Annotated in this window: 15 protein-coding genes and 1 tRNA gene; 6 read left to right on the forward strand and 10 right to left on the reverse strand. The window is 53.4% G+C overall.

Translation table 11 applies throughout. The features are described 5' to 3' along the window. Together VGM48_RS15435 and VGM48_RS15440 are read right to left on the reverse strand one after the other, a co-directional pair. A partial coding sequence (locus VGM48_RS15435; protein WP_331580650.1) for a hypothetical protein occupies positions 1-385 on the reverse strand: 385 nt, incomplete at its 3' end. A gap of 376 nt (positions 386-761) precedes the next feature. Beyond that, a tRNA-Leu gene (locus VGM48_RS15440) sits at positions 762-843 on the reverse strand. Positions 844-1,110: 267 nt separating this feature from the next. Between VGM48_RS15440 and VGM48_RS15445 the strand changes: the two genes are divergently transcribed. From VGM48_RS15445 to VGM48_RS15460, 4 genes are all read left to right on the forward strand, one after another. Beyond that, positions 1,111-3,357, forward strand: coding sequence for a RelA/SpoT family protein (locus VGM48_RS15445; protein ID WP_331580652.1), 2,247 nt, complete (start codon positions 1,111-1,113; stop codon positions 3,355-3,357). A gap of 62 nt (positions 3,358-3,419) precedes the next feature. Continuing rightward, a complete protein-coding gene (locus VGM48_RS15450) occupies positions 3,420-4,694 on the forward strand; it encodes an adenylosuccinate synthase (RefSeq protein ID WP_331580654.1) in 1,275 nt (424 codons plus the stop codon). 119 nt (positions 4,695-4,813) lie between these two features. Beyond that, entirely contained in the window at positions 4,814-5,266 is a 453-nt protein-coding gene (locus VGM48_RS15455; protein WP_331580656.1) for a hypothetical protein, read from the forward strand. Positions 5,267-5,380: 114 nt separating this feature from the next. Then, positions 5,381-6,628: an anthranilate synthase component I family protein gene (locus tag VGM48_RS15460; RefSeq protein WP_331580657.1), complete on the forward strand. Its 1,248-nt coding sequence runs from the start codon at positions 5,381-5,383 to the stop codon at positions 6,626-6,628. 92 nt (positions 6,629-6,720) lie between these two features. Here VGM48_RS15460 and VGM48_RS15465 read toward each other — a convergent pair whose 3' ends face one another. The 6 genes from VGM48_RS15465 to VGM48_RS15490 all read right to left on the reverse strand — a co-directional run bounded on the left by VGM48_RS15465 (position 6,721) and on the right by VGM48_RS15490 (position 12,264). After that, entirely contained in the window at positions 6,721-7,815 is a 1,095-nt protein-coding gene (locus VGM48_RS15465; protein ID WP_331580659.1) for a lytic transglycosylase domain-containing protein, read from the reverse strand. A gap of 165 nt (positions 7,816-7,980) precedes the next feature. After that, a complete protein-coding gene (gene gatA / locus VGM48_RS15470; protein WP_331580681.1) occupies positions 7,981-9,420 on the reverse strand; it encodes an Asp-tRNA(Asn)/Glu-tRNA(Gln) amidotransferase subunit GatA in 1,440 nt (479 codons plus the stop codon). Next, a complete protein-coding gene (locus tag VGM48_RS15475; protein WP_331580661.1) occupies positions 9,420-9,647 on the reverse strand; it encodes a twin-arginine translocase TatA/TatE family subunit in 228 nt (75 codons plus the stop codon). Before VGM48_RS15475 ends, gatA begins: the two co-directional genes overlap by 1 nt. Before the next feature lie 103 nt (positions 9,648-9,750). After that, on the reverse strand, positions 9,751-10,110 hold the full coding sequence (rplS, locus tag VGM48_RS15480; protein WP_331580663.1) for a 50S ribosomal protein L19: 360 nt from the start codon (positions 10,108-10,110) through the stop codon (positions 9,751-9,753). A gap of 59 nt (positions 10,111-10,169) precedes the next feature. Next, on the reverse strand, positions 10,170-11,735 hold the full coding sequence (gene rny / locus VGM48_RS15485; protein ID WP_331580665.1) for a ribonuclease Y: 1,566 nt from the start codon (positions 11,733-11,735) through the stop codon (positions 10,170-10,172). Between the two features lie 247 nt (positions 11,736-11,982). Next, on the reverse strand, positions 11,983-12,264 hold the full coding sequence (locus VGM48_RS15490) for a cell division protein ZapA (RefSeq protein ID WP_331580669.1): 282 nt from the start codon (positions 12,262-12,264) through the stop codon (positions 11,983-11,985). Positions 12,265-12,412: 148 nt separating this feature from the next. On the opposite strand from VGM48_RS15490, the gene VGM48_RS15495 reads away from it, so the two are divergent. After that, positions 12,413-12,667: a hypothetical protein gene (locus VGM48_RS15495; protein ID WP_331580672.1), complete on the forward strand. Its 255-nt coding sequence runs from the start codon at positions 12,413-12,415 to the stop codon at positions 12,665-12,667. A 7-nt stretch (positions 12,668-12,674) separates the two neighbouring features. Here VGM48_RS15495 and VGM48_RS15500 read toward each other — a convergent pair whose 3' ends face one another. Both VGM48_RS15500 and pheT read right to left on the reverse strand, forming a co-directional pair. Continuing rightward, complete coding sequence (locus VGM48_RS15500; protein ID WP_331580675.1) at positions 12,675-13,004, reverse strand: hypothetical protein; 330 nt, start codon at positions 13,002-13,004, stop codon at positions 12,675-12,677. A gap of 50 nt (positions 13,005-13,054) precedes the next feature. Further along, complete coding sequence (pheT, locus tag VGM48_RS15505; RefSeq protein WP_331580677.1) at positions 13,055-15,481, reverse strand: phenylalanine--tRNA ligase subunit beta; 2,427 nt, start codon at positions 15,479-15,481, stop codon at positions 13,055-13,057. A 273-nt stretch (positions 15,482-15,754) separates the two neighbouring features. On the opposite strand from pheT, the gene VGM48_RS15510 reads away from it, so the two are divergent. Then, on the forward strand, positions 15,755-17,051 hold a 1,297-nt coding region (locus tag VGM48_RS15510; protein WP_331580679.1), incomplete at its 3' end, for a DUF6600 domain-containing protein.

Genomic DNA, 17,051 nt, shown 5'->3' on the forward strand with positions numbered 1-17,051 from the left:
TCCATTCGGCGTTCAATGCGCCGCGTTGCTTATGGCTCTTCTTATACTTCAATTCGTGCAAGCCGTCGAGCGTCTGCAGATCGATGCCGAAGGTTTTCGCCATGTTCTGCATCAATTGATGTGCGTCCGTGCGGAAAGCTACCGCACATTGTAATAGTTCAGCCTTCTTTTGCCGGATTTTTTCACTTGCCACGCTGGGGTAGATCGCCAGATTCCTATCCCACACTCTATGGCTAACGTGATGATCCGGAAATGCAAACGTCAGGGTCAACAGGTATTCGTCGGAGATGGTCGAGTAGGTAAATTGGATGGATTTGTGTCGTTGCAATAGCAGCTGGAGGCCTGCCAAAGTTGGGAGTTGCTTGCCGATGTCAATTCTGATCATTCTACCTTCAAAATAAGGAAAAATTCGGCGAAAGCTAAAGTTGCTATGGTAACGGCCTTAAATCATTGCCGACCGTCCAGCGTTCAGACCTGTAACTTCATGACAATAAAGCGTTTAAGAAATTGACCAGACTTGCTACTGAATATATTGAACCATAAAAACCCGCCATAGAAGCGGGTTTTAAAGAGTGTAGAAAAAAAGTGATGGACTGGAATCAAACCGCGTCTTCTATCATAAACGAAGGAAGGCAATGCGTAAGAATTGGCCTCAAGAAATATTCTACAGATTGTAAGTGATTGATAATTAGTTGTATGCAAATACTCTTGTGAAGCAAGTTAAAAGAAAAAAGGCCCACCAAGTGGACCTTTTACTCAAGTGCGGGCGATAGGGGTCGAACCTACATGGATTGCTCCGGCAGATCCTAAGTCTGCTGCGTCTGCCAATTTCGCCACGCCCGCAAATAATCATCTCAACCAATCTATAGAATTGCCAGCAAATTTCCAGCAATTTTTCCTGCTCCGAGATCAGATTATATTGCTTTAAATCGCAATATCCTGATATCCAAGCGAAGTTAAATAAGGCAAGACTAGATTCAGGATAGTAAAGAGAGATCCTAAGTCTAGTGCGTCTGCCAATTTCGCCACGCCCGCGACAGGTTGTCCTTTGCACCTTGCGGTTTGCAAAGGGATGCAAAACTAGGGCTTTTTTTTGTAAATTCGTAGAGTATGGATATGGAAACCGTCGCAGCGATACCGAAATACAATCTTACGGAAGACCAGGAGAAGAAACTTATTCTACGCGAGTACCGGGCCCTGCTTCGTGCCCTGAAGCCCAAGCTCAAGACGGGCGACAAGGAACTCTTACGCATCGCCTTCGAGATGGCGGCGGAAGCGCATAAGACGATGCGCAGGAAGAGTGGTGAGCCGTATATTCTTCATCCCCTGGCCGTGGCCAGGATCTGCTCGGAGGAGATCGGCCTGGGTGTCAGATCGACCATCTGCGCCCTGCTTCATGACACGGTGGAAGACACCGATATTACGCTGGAAGATATCGAGCGGGAGTTCAGCGGGGAGATCGCAAGGATCGTCGACGGGCTTACCAAGATCTCCAACGTGGTGGATGTCAACGCTTCGCGCCAGGCCGAGAATTTCAAGAAGATATTGCTCACGCTGACCGATGACCCCCGGGTTATCCTCATCAAGCTGGCCGATCGCCTGCACAATATGCGAACGCTGGACAGTATGAAGCGGGAGAAACAGCTGAAAATTGCCTCCGAAACCGTCTATGTATATGCGCCGCTGGCACACCGGATGGGGCTGTATACGATAAAGACCGAGCTGGAAGACCTGGCGATGAAACACCTCGAGCCGGAGGAATACCGGGAGATCGCCCGCAAGCTGGCCGAGACCAAGCGGGAGCGGTCGCGGTATATCAACGAGTTTATAAAACCGCTGAAAGATAAGCTGGACAAGGCCGGCGGCTTTGATTTCGATATCTATGGCCGGCCCAAGAGTATCCATTCCATCTGGAATAAGATGCGTAAGAAGGGAGTTGCTTTTGAGGAGGTTTACGACCTCTTCGCCATCCGGGTCATCCTCAACTCCCCGCCGGAAAAGGAAAAGGAAGAATGCTGGAAGGTATATTCCATGATCACCGATGAATATAACCCTTCACCTGAGCGGCTTCGCGACTGGCTCAGCAATCCCAAATCAAACGGGTATGAGGCGCTGCATACGACGGTGATGGGTCCGCAGGGGAAATGGGTGGAAGTGCAGATCCGGTCCAAGCGGATGAACGAGATCGCCGAAAAAGGGCTTGCGGCCCACTGGAAATACAAGGAAGGCGCGGCCGATGAAAGCCGTTTCGACAAATGGTTCCAGCAGATAAGGGAGGTGCTCAACACCCAGGACAATGACTCCATCGATTTCCTGCAGGACTTCAAGACCAGTTTTCTGGCCGAGGAGATCTATGTATATACGCCGAAGGGCGATGTCAAGATGCTGCCCGTCGGCTCGACCGCGCTGGACTTTGCCTTTTCGATCCATAGCGCCATCGGCGTACAAACTATCGGGGCGAAGGTGAATCACAAACTGGTACCGATAAGTCACAAGCTGCGCAGCGGCGACCAGGTGGAGATCATCACCTCCAGCAAACAGAAGCCAAACGAGGACTGGATCGGGATCGTGGTCACGGCCAAGGCCAAGAGCAAGATCAAGGACGCCCTCAAGGAAGAGAAGCGCAAGATCGCCGATGAGGGGAAATATATCGTGCAGCGGAGGCTGGAGAATTTTGGAGCCGCCTATAACCAGCACAATATCGATGTCCTGACCGTATTTTACAAGCTGTCCTCTTCCCTGGACTTCTTTTACCAGGTATCAGTCCGGAATATCGATCTGAAAGAGCTGAAAGAGTTTCAGGTACTGGGGGACCGGCTCGAGCCGCCCAAGCCGGTGAGGCCCGTGGAACAGCGACCGGCGGATGCCGGAACGGCAACTGTTCCCCGCAAGGATACCGAACTCATCATTTTTGGCGAAAGCAGCGACCGGATCGTGTATAATCTGGCCAACTGCTGCAAACCCATCCCCGGCGACGACGTGTTCGGCTTTGTATCCGTGGGCAAGGGGCTCACCATCCATCGGACGAATTGTCCCAATGCCGCCAAACTGATGGCCAATTACGGCCACCGGGTCGTAAAGACCAAGTGGGCGAAGAATAAGGAGATCTCCTTCCTGACCGGTATCCGTATCGTGGGGATGGATGACGTCGGGGTCATCAATAAGATCACCAATCTCATTTCCGGGGAGTTAAGGCTGAACATCGCCGCGCTAACCATCGAGGCGAAGGATGGCCTTTTCGAGGGTAATATCCGCATCTATGTACATGATAAGGAAGAGCTCGACGAACTGGTTATCCGGCTGAAACAGCTCAATGGGATCAATACGGTGGTCCGCTATGATACGGAAACAGCCTAAATATTTGTCTTTTATAAAAGGCGCACTTCACCTATTTTTGCCGCTTCAAATAAGTATATTTAATGGTTGATGTAATCTTAGGCCTCCAGTGGGGGGATGAAGGAAAGGGAAAGATAGTAGACTATTTTGCGCCGCGCTACGACGTGATCGCCCGGTTCCAGGGTGGCCCGAATGCGGGTCATACCCTGTATGTCAAGGACAAGAAGATCGTGTTGCATCAAATACCTTCCGGCGTCTTTCACGAGAACACCCTGAACCTGATCGGCAACGGCGTTGTGCTGGACCCGGTTACTCTCAAGCGGGAATGCGAGTCCGTCGCGTCTTTTGGGGTAGACTACCGGAAGAATCTTTACATTGCGCAACGAACGCATCTCATCCTGCCGACTCACCGGGCGCTGGACAGGGCCTCAGAAATGTCAAAAGGACAGGAAAAAATCGGCAGCACCCTGAAGGGCATCGGCCCTGCCTATATGGACAAGACCGGAAGAAACGGTCTCAGGGTAGGGGATTTGCTGGATAAAAGCTTTACCACGCAGTATATCAAGCTTCGGCTCAAGCATCAGAAACTGCTTGACAGCCTCAATTTTCATGAAGATATCTCGGAATGGGAAGAGGAATTCTTCGAGGCCCTCGAGTTCATGCGTCAGTTTAAGATCGTCAACGGGGAATATTTCATCAACGACAAGATCTCGCAGGGCAAGAAAGTGCTGGCAGAGGGAGCGCAGGGAAGTATGCTCGATGTGGATTTCGGCACCTTTCCCTTTGTCACCTCGTCCAATACGATCTCTGCCGGTGTCTGTACCGGTCTTGGGGTGGCGCCACAGCAGATCAGGGATGTAATCGGTGTCAGTAAGGCCTACTGCACCCGGGTTGGTGGCGGACCGTTTCCAACCGAGTTGGAGGATGCCACGGGTGAAGAGCTTCGCCGGGTCGGGAACGAATTTGGCGCTACCACGGGCCGGCCGCGCCGTTGTGGCTGGATCGATGGGGTTGCCCTGAAGTTTGCCTGTATGATCAATGGCGTCACCAAGATCGTCATGACAAAGGCCGATGTGCTGGATGCTTTTGCCGAACTGAAAGTGTGCACCGCCTACAAGGTGAATGGCGAGACGACCCATGAGATACCCTTTCAGATGAACAAGTTGAAAATTGAACCCGAGGTGCAGTCTTTTGCCGGCTGGAAGAAGGATACGACTTCGGTGAAGAAATATAGTGAGTTACCGGAAAAGATGCGCGAATACGTCCAATTCATCAATAAATACCTGGGAGTCAAGATTGCGTATATTTCCAACGGACCGGGCCGGGATCAATTGATCGAGAATTTGGACCAGGAATAACAAGGAATAACGAGAAATAAATTGTAGTTTTTCCCGGGATCATTGAATAAAAATTAATTTTAAAAAAATTTGGCGGATTAAAAACTTCGCCGAAAATTTACATAACAATCTTATTGGACATGGCACCAAAATCTGATAAGGAGGGAAAGGGTTCAAAGAAATCCGCGCCTCAACCAAAGGAAACTCCGGAGAAACCATCACCGAAGGCCAAGAAGCCCGAGGACGATGATGATGACGATCCGGAAGATAATGATGACGCGCCCAAGGCGTCAAAGAAACCTGCGTCCAAGGCTGCGTCAAAATCGAAGAAAGAGGATGACGAGGATGATGATGACGAGGGGGAAGATTTTGAAGAAGTGGACGAGTGGGAAAAGGTAGAAGAAGAAGAGGAATGGGATCCCGACTTCGACGAGTTCGATATTCCCAAATCCAAGACCAAGAAGACGACAGGCGGCAACACTTCTAAAAAGACGACCAAGGGTGATGAAGATGACCTTGGCCTCGATGACGAATTCAAAGACCTCGACCTCTTCAACGACAGCGGCTTTGAAGAGGAAGAAGACGATTTTTAAGAAGTGAGAAGGACCTACCTTTCATTTCCCTTCACGTCTTTTCCTGATACGGATATAGAATTTATCAAACGACAAATGTTGACATGGGCCCGCCCGTTCAACATTTGTTGTTTTTTGGATAGTCACGCTTACGAATCTTCCCCACCGGCTTTCGATTGTTTATTGGGCGTGGGCGCCGTCGATACTTTTCGGGCGTCTGCGGGGAATGCTTTTCCCGGGCTGCAGCGGTGGGCTGCGGGTGTGGATGACTGGCTGCTGGGGCATTTTGCCTATGACCTCGCTGCGGAGACGGAGGGTATCGCCGGTTCCTTTCCCGACCCGATCGGGTTTCCCGAGCTCTTCTTTTTCCGGCCGGCCTGTCTTATTCTGTTGAAAAAGGGCTGCATGCGTATCGGAACCCTGGGGGAAGATCCCCAGGCGGTCTGGGAGCAGATTTGCGCGACGGTGCCTGATGAGGCTGCGGCGGGTCCGGTTGGTGCGGCGGCTCAGGTGGCTGCGGCTGCGGCTGCGGTTTCGGGGGCGGGCCCCATTGAATTTACCCCGCGATTTACCCGTGATGAATATCTTTCCACGGTCGATGCCTTACGCCGCCATATCCTTCGCGGCGATTGTTACGAGATAAACTTCTGTCAGGAGTTTTTTGCGCAGCCGGCGGCTATCGATCCCTATGCCGTCTGGCGGGCGTTAAGCCAGGCTTCGCCCAATCCCTTTGCCGCGTTTTACCGGCTCGACCATCGCTATCTGCTTTGTGCGAGTCCCGAGCGCTTTCTGAGGAAAACGGGTGACCGGCTTTTTTCCCAGCCTATAAAGGGAACTGCTTCCCGGCAAAAGCAAGACGCTGTTGCCGACAACAAGCAGCGGGATGAGCTTTATCATAGTGCGAAGGACCGTGCGGAGAACGTCATGGTCGTGGATCTTGTCCGGAATGATCTGGCCCGGATCTGTCGTCCCGGCTCGGTGCAGGTGACCGAGCTTTTTGGCATCTACCCCTTTCCGCAGGTGTACCAGATGATCTCCACCATCGTTGGGGAGATGCTGCCGGGGCTTGACTGGACGGAGGCCGTGCGGAATTGCTTTCCGATGGGGTCGATGACCGGTGCGCCCAAACACCGGGTCGTCCAGCTGATCGGGCGGTATGAGCGGTCGCGCCGCGGGCTTTTTTCCGGTGCGGTGGGGTATGTTACCCCTGAAAGGGATTTTGATTTTAATGTCGTTATCCGGAGCCTGCTTTACAACCAGCAGGATCACTACCTGTCCTACCTGGTTGGGTCGGGGATCACTTACTCCAGCGATGCGCGGGCGGAATACGAGGAATGCCTGGTCAAGGCGGAGGGGATCCGCAAGGCGCTGGGGCAACGGTAAGTGGCAGGAGCGGCGGCCGGAGGCGCCGGGAGAAAGAGAAAAGGGCCCTTTTTGAGGGCCCCTGTTGGTATCTATCTGAAAGTATCAAAAAACTACTTGTTAACGGCTAACCGGGTGCCTTCGGTGGAATCCCCGTCGCCGATCAGCTGGGCCGATTCCCTGAGGATATCGTATTTGCTGGCCAGGAAAAGGTCCATCTTGTCGGCCGGCAGTTTCAGGTCATAGCTGTTGTTGGTGCTGGCCATCACTTTGTCGAAATTGGGGTTATACCGCTGGAAGGTGGGCATATCCATCAGGGTATACTTGGCGATGACGGCGGATTGATATTTCCCCGAGACCTGCTCGGTCCGGGCCCGGGTCAGCTCCTGGGCGGTAAGGTCGCGGTGGAAGACATACATGGCCGAGCCGGAGAGCTGTTGGGTAGCTTCTTCGCGGGTGAGGGTTGTGACGCTACCCTGCCCTTCGAACATATATTGGGTGCCGATAAACTTTTTTACGTGGCTGCGGGACTCCGCGGGGAGGTATTTCTCCAGATCCCAGAAATTCCGGCTGCCGCTGCGATGGATGGCCCGGTAAACGTTGACCGTACCGGTATTATAGGCGGCGATAACCAGCAGCCAGTCGCCCAGTTCGTTGTACAGATCGCGGAGATAGGCGGCGGCGGCGCGGGTGCTTTTGTAATAATTCTTGCGCTCGTCGATGTTATGGTTCACCTTGAGGCCGAGTTCGCGGGCCGTCTGGGGCATGAGCTGCCAGGGGCCTTTTGCGCCTACCCGGGATACGGCGGTGGGCTTCAGGTTGGACTCGATGACGGCCAGGTATTTCAGCTGTTTGGGGAGGTTGTATTGGACCAGAACCGATTCGATGAGATTGAAATAGGGGCGGCCGGTGGCGCGGACGTTCTGGAGGTCTTCCCAGTTATCCTGGAGATAGTCCTGAATGAAATTAAGCGCTTTGGGATTCAGGCGAACGCCGTTGCTGCTGCCTACGTAGGCGGCCATGAACAGTTCCTGCGAGAGGGTCGTTGCCGTGGAAGAGTTGTCGACGTGTGGAAGGGAATTATTGGCCGCGATGCGTTCAGTGTCTGTAAGACATTGATTTTGAGAAGAATAATTCACCTTAGTAGGGTACATCCATCCTGAGCCGATGACGGTGATGCCCAACAATAAAAGTCTTTTGTTGTACATTGTCCAACGATTAAAGATTGGTAAACGGCCGTTATCGGCGTCTACAATCTTTCATAGGTAACGGAATACGGGGGAGATTGAATCTTAATCAACCATCAACCAAATACGGAAAAGTCGATCAGCTTCACATCTCTCAGTCACATAGAGTAGGATTTTCGTAGGACTTTATTGTTGCATCATCTGATGCGAGAATTGAAGCAAAGATAACTCATTAAATCGACTTGTCATAGCCTGCACACCAAAAGGCATGCCATTCGTGTGGCCGAAGAGTGGTAGGGAAATTCCGGGTATTCCGGTGAGATTGGCGTAAACAGTATAGATATCAGCGAGATACATGGAAATGGGGTCATCCATTTTTTCGCCGATGCGCCAGGCCGTGGTTGGGGCCGTTGGAAGGATAATAATATCGAAGTCTTTGAAAATCAAGTTAGTACGTTCGACGAGCAATTGTCGCACCTGCTGGGCCTTGGTGTAGTAGGCGTCGTAGTAGCCGGCACTCAACACAAACGTTCCCAGTAGGATACGCCGTTTGACCTCGCGGCCGAAACCCTCGCTGCGGGTGCGTTTGTAAAACTCTGTTAATTCAAGCTGTTTATCCGCGGTGCGATAGCCATAGCGGACCCCGTCGTAGCGGGCAAGATTGGAGGAGGCCTCCGCGGTGGTGAGGACGTAATAGGCCGGGACGATATAGTCCAGCAAGTCGAAGTCGATGGCTTCGACGGTATGTCCGGCCTGGCGCCATTCCGCCGTCCGTTGCAGGATGGTCTCCCTGATCTCGGGGTCGAGGCCGGGGTGGTCCAGCGCCTGTTTGAAGTAGGCGATGCGGTATTTCCGGCTGGGGGCTTCTCGCCAAACCGGGGGCGCCTGTTGTTTGAGTGTGCTGTCGTAGTCGTCTTCGCCCGCGATCACTTCCAGCAGGAGGGCGACGTCCCGGACGGTACGCCCGAAGATGCCGACCTGGTCGAAGGAGGAGGCGTAGGCGATGAGTCCGTAGCGGGAGACCCGGCCATAGGTGGGTTTAAGCCCCAGGATGCCACAGAAATCGGCCGGCTGGCGGACGGACCCGCCGGTATCGCTGCCGAGGCTGAGCATGCACAGGTTGGCCTGTACGGCGACCGCGCTGCCGCCCGAGGAACCGCCGGGTACCCGGTCATTATCCAGGGCGTTGAGGACCTTGCCGTAGGCGGAGTTCTCGTTTGTCGACCCCATCGCGAATTCGTCGCAGTTGAGATGACCGATGAGGATTGCTTCTTCAGCCAGCATTTTGTCGACGACGGTCGCGTTGTAGAGGGAGATGTAGTTCTGGAGGATATGCGAGGCGGCCGTGAGGGGATGGTCTTTGTAGGCGATGACGTCTTTTATGCCGATGACGACACCGTGTAATCTGCCCATCGGTTTTCCGGCCTTGCGTTGCCGGTCGAGTTCGCGGGCTTTTTCGAGGGCTTCTTTATCGTATACGGCGGTATAGGCGTTGAGGTGCTTTTGCCGATCGATCGCCGATAAATAGGAAAGGACCGCTTCTTCGCATGAAGCAGTCCCTTCCTGTAAGGCCGTATGATAGTCTTGTATGGAGTAAAAAGTAAACAGCCGGCGAGTGAAATTAATTAGGGCTGAGAAGGAGTGCTGGCGCTGGCGGGCTTGGTGTCTTTTTCGTTCATCCCGTCTTCCAGTTCTTTCTTCACGTTATTTTTGGCATCGTTAAACTCACGAATACCCTTACCCAGACCGCGCATGAATTCGGGGATCTTGCGTCCACCAAACAATACGAGAACGGCCAGGATGATCAGCACCCACTCACTGCCTCCGGGCATCGAGATCAAAAAAGTTGTCATAATCAGATTCTTTAAAGTTGAGCTGTAAAGTTAATACTAAAAAAGAAAAAAGGACCGCGAAAGGCGGTCCTTTTTGTTAATATGCTGTTTACGCGGTTTTGGACTATTCCGTAACCACTCTCTTTTCCTTGATACGAGCGCTCTTGCCGCTGCGTTTGCGCTGGAAGAACAGTTTTGCGCGGCGAACCCGGCCTACCTTGTTCAGATCCAACGACTCGATGTTGGGGGAAAACACGGGGAAGGTCCTTTCGACACCTACGCCGTCGGAGATCTTCCGGACGGTGAATGTGGCTGTCTTCCCGGTACCCTGGCGCTTGATCACGTCGCCTTTGAAGCTTTGGACACGTTCCTTGTTCCCTTCAATGATCTTATAGTTGACGGTAATGTTATCACCGGCTTTGAATTTCGGCAACTCTCTTTTTCCCGTCATTTGCTCGTGTACAAAAGCTACAGCAGCGTTCATAAAATTTTCTTTTAAAGGATGGCAAAGGTAATAACATTGGCGGTAAAAAACAAAGTTTTTTACCGGGCTACGTTAACGGCCCGTTTTTCACGGATGACGGTCACCTTTATCTGGCCGGGATAGGTCATTTCCGTTTGGATCTTCTGAGCTATTTCAAAGCTCAGCTTATCGCTGTCGATATCGGTAACCTTGTCGGCTTCGACGATGACCCGAAGTTCGCGCCCGGCCTGGATGGCATAGGCTTTTTCGACCCCGGGATAGGCGAGGGCGAGGTTTTCGAGATCTTTTATCCGTTGCAGATATTGCTGCATGATCTCGCGGCGGGCACCGGGGCGGGCGCCGCTGATGGCGTCACAGGCCTGGATGATCGGGGCGATGACATATTGCATTTCCACTTCGTCGTGGTGGGCGCCGATGGCGTTGACGACGGCGGGGTTTTCCCCGTATTTCTCTGCCAGCTTCATCCCCAGGAGAGCATGGCTCAGTTCGGTCTCTTCGTCGGGAACCTTACCGATATCGTGCAGTAACCCGGCCCGCTTGGCCAGTTTGGGGTTCATGCCGAGTTCGGCGGCCATGATACCGCAGAGGTTGGCTACTTCCCGGCTGTGCATCAGCAGGTTCTGGCCGTAGGAGGAGCGAAACCGCATTTTGCCGACGATGCGCACCAATTCTTTGTGTAAACCGTGAATGCCCAGTTCGATAACGGTACGTTCGCCAATTTCCATCACCTGTTCTTCAATCTGTTTCCGGGTTTTTTCCACGACCTCCTCGATACGGGCGGGGTGGATACGGCCGTCGGAGACCAGGCGTTGGAGCGAAAGGCGGGCGATCTCCCTGCGGAGGGGATCGAATGAGGAGAGGACGATGGCTTCCGGGGTGTCGTCCACGATGAGGTCAACGCCGGTGGCGGCCTCGATGGCGCGGATGTTACGGCCTTCACGACCGATGATCTGGCCTTTTATTTCGTCGCTTTCGAGATTGAAGACGGTGATCGAGTTTTCGATGGCTTGTTCGGCGGCGGTACGCTGGATGCTTTGGATGATGATCTTCCGGGCCTCTTTATTTGCTTTCTGCTTGGCGTCGTCGATGATCTCCTGCTGGAGGGCGAGCGCGCGGCTCTGCGCTTCCTGGCGAAGGCTTTCCACCAGCTGTGATTTTGCTTCTTCGGCGGTCAGTCCGGCGATCTTTTCCAGGCGGCGGATATGTTCTTCCTGGTGTTTTTCCAGTTCGGTCCGTTTGTGATTGACGACTTCGATCTGGCGATTGAGGTTTTCCTTGATGGCTTCGTTGTCCTTGGACTGTTTATCCAGGTTGTCGATCTTCTGGTTGATGCTCTGCTCTTTCTGCTTTATCCGGGATTCTGTGTCGTTGGCCTTCCGGTTTTTTTCCAATACCTCTTTATCGTGTTCGGCCTTGAGCTGTACGAATCTCTCCTTGGCTTCCAGCAGTTTTTCTTTTTTAAGGTTCTCGGCGGTTATCTGGGCATCGCCGACGATCTTTTTTGCCTGGCGTTCAGCCTCTTCTACTTTCCCCTGATTGTCTTTTTTAGAGAGGGCCTTTCCTAAAACGAACCCCAGGACCAGGGCGATGACGCCCACTATGACGACAATAACTGTTTCTGTCATTGAATTTTGAATTTAAAGCGTTCACAATCATATAATTCTTGTTGATTATCACGATTGTATGAATAATGAAAAATCCGACGGACACGAGGTCCGTCATTAACGTTAGTTGGCGAAGATAATGAATCGAGGTCAAAAAACGGGTTGTTCCACGCAAAAGAGCCGTTGGAAACGGCTCGACCGAAGGTCAATCATTAGCGCTTTGCGCGAATGGGCCTAAGTTCCACGAGAGAGGCCTATTCGCGCATATTCATAAAACCTTGTCCAGCTGTTGTTCCATGCGAGCGAGGGCATCCAGGACGGTCCGATCCAGACCCGGGGCTCCTTCCGTGGCCGGCTGGGTGGCGTACCAGAGGACGACCATGGCGATATAGTCCTGCATATCCCGGCCGGCGAACTGGGTTTTGAATTCGATGACCTTGTCATTGATCAGCTTCAGGGTCTTTCTGACGACCTCTTCGTCCTGAGGTTCGATCTTTATCCGGTAGGTCCGGTCCCCGATGACAACATTTATTGGGATTAACTCTTGCATAGTTGAAATACTTGTTTTATATTTATCCACACCTTGTGCACAAGGGATCATGGCGAGGGAGAGAGGTTCGCGGCTATTCTGACGATTGACACAGACCTTATAAAAATAAAGAACGTTGAAACCAATACCCTATCTAAAAACTACAGCCATGTTCCTAAAAGTCAAGTCCCCCGTCTTTATCGACCATCTGACCATCCAGGTCGATCAACCACAGAAATGCTTATTGAAGGCCGTTTTAAAGGATGACACCGGCCTGGTCTGCCGAGGTCTGGAAACAGAGGTCGAGAATGATCAGCAGGAGTTGGACTGGAATGGCCTCAACGATCTGCCTTACGGTGTCTACACGCTCGAAGTATCACGCGGAAAGGATGAGATGAAAATGCGATTGGTGAAAAGGGTTTGACCGGTCATTATTCACCCAGCATTGTGATACACCGGTCGATTTCCCGGATGTACTGCCCAAGCCTTTTTTCCAACGCCCGTTTTTCCCCTTCACTCATCGACGCTTTGGTCGCTTTTAATATCTCAACCTGTTGTTGTAACTGTTCCAGTTTCGCCACCTGGTTCATGTGAGCGTGCTGGAGCTGGCGTAACTCCTCCCTGATCTTTCCATTCTCCTTCTGCAGAAGATCCCGTTGCCGCAGCAATTGCTGCAGCTTCTCCTGGATCCTTCTGACCCGAAGCTCTGCTTCTCCCGCAGGGGGACCCTGTCTGCCCGCACTGTTGTTTTCTTCGCTCATTGGCGATTGTTTAAAACGGACCGGAGGCCCGTCGGCCGCAAGGCCAATAATTACTTTCGGATCTCGGCCTGAACCTCTTTTTCCAATGCACCCATGATGCGTCCCACCATGCCGTCGATCTCCTTATCGGTCAGCGTCTTTTCTTCATCGAGGAAGGTGAAGCTGATCGCAAGTGATTTTTTGTCTTTGCCGAGCTTCTCACTTTCAAATATATCGAAAAGCTTTACTTCCTGCAATTTATCCAGCTTCGCACCCCGGATGGCCTTTTCCACCCGCTCGTAGGCGAGGGACTGGTCGACGATGATCGCCAGATCGCGGTATACCGGCAGCTGCCGTGGCAGTTCCCGGAATTCGATCTTTTTCTTCAGGGCCGTTTCCAGCAGGTCCGCCCATCGGAAATCGGCAAAAAAGACCTCCTGTTTGCAATCGAACCGCTTTAGCCCTTCGGGCTTTACCGAGCCGATCTCCAGCAGGGTCCGGCCTTCCTGGACGACCGCCAGCCCGGATCGCAGCTTAGGGTGTTGCAGCGGTTGCCAATCCGGTGTACGGAGACCCAGGATGGGGAAGATGCGCTCGCAAAGGCCCTTTACGTAGAAGAAATCCATTCCTTTTCCCTTGCCTTTCCAGGAGTCTTCCTGAAGCGTTCCGGTCAGGTACAGGCAGAGATGGTTTGTCTCGCGATAGTCTCCTACGTCTGCTGTGCTATAGGTTTTACCAAATTCAAAAAAACGTAACTGGCCGTTCTTGCGGTTGAGGTTAAAGCTTACCGATTCCAGACCGGTTTCCAGCAGGGACGGCCGCAGGACGTTGAGTTCGGCGGTGAGGTTGTTGATCATCTTAACGGTGGTTTCCAATTCCTCGCCGCTGAAGTAAGCGCTATTCGTGATCGAGTTTGTCAGGATCTCGTTGAAGCCCTGGCCGACGAGGTAGTGGGCGACGGCCGACTTCCAGGAGGCCTGGGAGGTATCCGCCTCCACGGAGGGCGAGATGGTGATCGCGGCCGGGATGGCGATGTTATCCAGTCCATCGATGCGCATGATCTCTTCCACGAGGTCGGCCGGGAGGCGGATATCCGGCTTATGCCAGGGTACGGCCACATGGATCACGTCGATGCCCTCTTTTATGATCTCAAAACCGAGGGATTGCAGGATATTTTTTACGGTATCGGGGTGATAGCTTTTTCCGCTCAGTTTTTTCAGGTAGTGATATTTCAGACTCACTTCGACCTTGTCGGCGGAGGCCGGATAAACGTCGACGATCCCTGAGGCGATCTCGCCGCCGGCCAGCTCTTTGATCAGCAAGGCCGCCCTTTTAAGCGCATTTACCGTGCCGGAAATATCCATTCCTTTCTCAAAATGCGTGGCGGCGTCGGTGCGCAGGCCGTGGCGGAACGAGGTCTTGCGAATATCGGTGGGATTGAACCAGGCGCTTTCGAGAAAGATGTCCCTGGTCTTGCCGGTGATCCCGCTATGCAGGCCGCCGAAGACCCCAGCGATGGCCATCCCTTCTTTCGCGTTGCAGATGATCAGGTCTTCCGCGGACAATTTCCGTTCTTTCTCATCCAGCGTCACGAAGGGGGTTCCTTCGGGCAGGTTTTTGACGATGATCTTCCCGCCGGTGATGGCATCGAGGTCAAAGGCATGAAGGGGCTGGCCCAGCTCATGCAGGACGAAATTGGTGATGTCGACGATATTGTTGATGCTGCGGATGCCGATGGCCTTCAGCCGGTCCTTCATCCATTGCGGGGACTCGCGGATGGTGATGCCTTTTATCGTCAGGCCGGAATAGCGGCCGCAGCTTTTGGTGTTGAGGATGCTGATGTCCACGGGATTGCCGGTCTGGTCAGGCTTGAAGGCATTGAGTGAGGGGAATTTTGGCCGGTATTCTTTGTTCTCGTGATGGGAAAGCCAGGCGCAAACGTCCCGCGCGACCCCCCAATGGCTCATGGCGTCCATATGATTGGGGGTGAGCCCGATCTCGATCAGGTGATCCGAGTAGGGGTGAAACAGGTTGGCCGCGGGTGTACCGGGTTTTGCATCGGCGGGCAGTACGATGATCCCATCATGGTTCTCACCCAGGCCGATCTCGTCCTCGGCGCAGATCATCCCGTGGCTTTCCACCCCGCGGATCTTTGCGATCCTCAGCGTTATCGGCTCGCCTTTTACGGGATAGATGGTTGTTCCCGGGAGGGCGACGATCACCTTCTGCCCTGCGGCGACATTGGATGCCCCGCAAACGATGGATAGCGGTTCGGCGCCGCCTGTATTGACCTTTGTCAGTTTCAGTTTATCGGCGTTGGGATGGGGGATGCATTCCAGCACTTCCCCGATGACCAGGTCTTTTAAGCCGCCTTTTATGGATTCATAGGTTTCCAGATGTTCCACTTCCAGCCCGACGGATGTTAAGATGCGGGAAAGCCGTTCCGGCTCGACCGATACCGGCAGGTAATCACAAAGCCAGTTGTAACTTATTGTCATAATATACCGTAAATGCGTTTTGGGCAAAACTAACGCATTTACGGTAAAGCGCTAACGTCTGTTGACCTTCGGCCCGCGCCACCGGCGCGGACCTCGGTCGCGGGCTACGCCTGTGGACAAGCCGCTTTCAGCGGCTTAGGGGTGCCAGGGTAGAATATTTGATAAATAATTTCGTTTTACATATGACCGGACCCTGGGCAAATGTTAATACTTTTGCATACGTTTTACTTTACGCGGACATCCAGGTCCTATAGTTAACCTAAATGTTGATCTATGAATAAGCATCTTCTCTTTGCAGGGGCTATTGCCCTTGGTTTAAGCGCCTGCGGCCCGGTGTATGTGGTCCATCAGGATCCTCCGCCACCGCCGCCTGCCGCCCCGGCACCACCGGAAGACGTTACCTACCAGACTTTTTACGACCAGCTCAGTCCTTACGGCCAATGGATCGAAATGCCGGATTACGGTTATGTATGGTTGCCGGATGCCGGCGCCGATTTCAAACCCTACGCCAGCAATGGCCACTGGGTTTATACGGACGAGGGTTGGGCCTGGGATTCGGGTTATCCCTGGGGCTGGGCTACTTTCCATTATGGCCGGTGGTTCTTTCAGGACGGCTATGGCTGGATGTGGATGCCCGGCAATGAATGGGCTCCCGCCTGGGTCGAATGGCGGAACAGCGATGATTACTACGGCTGGGCTCCCCTGGGTCCCAATATCGGCTTCAATGCAGCTGTCGGCGGCGGTTATGCTCCGCCAGCCTATTCCTGGTGTTTTGTGCCTCACCAATATATCGGCAGCCCGCAGATCAATAACTACTATGTCCGGGAGACCAATAATGTTACGATCATCAACCGGACGACGGTCATCAACAATACGACCGTGGTCAATCGCAGCAGGAACGGCCGCTATGGCGGTGGACCCGATGCCAATGATGTCGCCAGGTTCAGCGGCAGGCCTGTCCGGCCGGCGGTTATCCGTGACGGCCGTAACCCGGGCGACCGCGGTAACAACGGCAATGACCTTACGGTCTATCGTCCCAGGGTGAATGCGGCTTCGGCAGGTGATAACCGGCCCGGCGCCGGCAATAACCGTCCGGCGCCTTCCCGGGTGCAGTCACTGAACAATGCACGGCCGGTTAACCGCAACAGCTGGAACAACCAACCGACGCGGACCAACACGGGGTATTCCAACAACCCGAATAACCAGCAGGGGCAGGGCGGCAATCAACCGGCGAACAACAACCCGTATACGCGGCCCGGTGCGCAGCCAGCCAACAATCCGCCGGTAAACAATCCACCGGTCAATAACCGGCCTATCTTTAATCAGCCGGCGAACAACCCACCGGTGAATAACCCGCCGGCGAACAATCCGCCGGTGAATAACCGGCCTGGCTATAACCGGCCGACCTATACTCCTCCGGTGAACAATCCTCCGGCCAACAACCCTCGGGGTAATAATCCGCCGGCGAATAATCCCCCGGTAAACAACCGGCCGGCGAACAACAATCCTTTTAACAGGCCCGGGGCGCGGCCGGCAAATAACCCGCCGGTGAACAATCCGCCGGCGGCGC

It is taken from the genome of Puia sp. (assembly GCF_036500295.1).
In the GTDB taxonomy this organism is placed as follows: domain Bacteria; phylum Bacteroidota; class Bacteroidia; order Chitinophagales; family Chitinophagaceae; genus Puia.

Excerpts from the sequence above, each read along its gene's own strand:
- pheT (WP_331580677.1), bottom strand. The coding sequence starts at position 15,481 with ATGACAATAAGTTACAACTGGCTTTGTGATTACCTGCCGGTATCGGTC.
- VGM48_RS15455 (WP_331580656.1), top strand. The coding sequence starts at position 4,814 with ATGGCACCAAAATCTGATAAGGAGGGAAAGGGTTCAAAGAAATCCGCG.
- VGM48_RS15500 (WP_331580675.1), bottom strand. The coding sequence starts at position 13,004 with ATGAGCGAAGAAAACAACAGTGCGGGCAGACAGGGTCCCCCTGCGGGA.
- VGM48_RS15475 (WP_331580661.1), bottom strand. The coding sequence starts at position 9,647 with ATGACAACTTTTTTGATCTCGATGCCCGGAGGCAGTGAGTGGGTGCTG.
- VGM48_RS15445 (WP_331580652.1), top strand. The coding sequence starts at position 1,111 with ATGGATATGGAAACCGTCGCAGCGATACCGAAATACAATCTTACGGAA.
- rny (WP_331580665.1), bottom strand. The coding sequence starts at position 11,735 with ATGACAGAAACAGTTATTGTCGTCATAGTGGGCGTCATCGCCCTGGTC.
- VGM48_RS15495 (WP_331580672.1), top strand. The coding sequence starts at position 12,413 with ATGTTCCTAAAAGTCAAGTCCCCCGTCTTTATCGACCATCTGACCATC.
- VGM48_RS15450 (WP_331580654.1), top strand. The coding sequence starts at position 3,420 with ATGGTTGATGTAATCTTAGGCCTCCAGTGGGGGGATGAAGGAAAGGGA.
- rplS (WP_331580663.1), bottom strand. The coding sequence starts at position 10,110 with ATGAACGCTGCTGTAGCTTTTGTACACGAGCAAATGACGGGAAAAAGA.
- VGM48_RS15465 (WP_331580659.1), bottom strand. The coding sequence starts at position 7,815 with ATGTACAACAAAAGACTTTTATTGTTGGGCATCACCGTCATCGGCTCA.
- VGM48_RS15490 (WP_331580669.1), bottom strand. The coding sequence starts at position 12,264 with ATGCAAGAGTTAATCCCAATAAATGTTGTCATCGGGGACCGGACCTAC.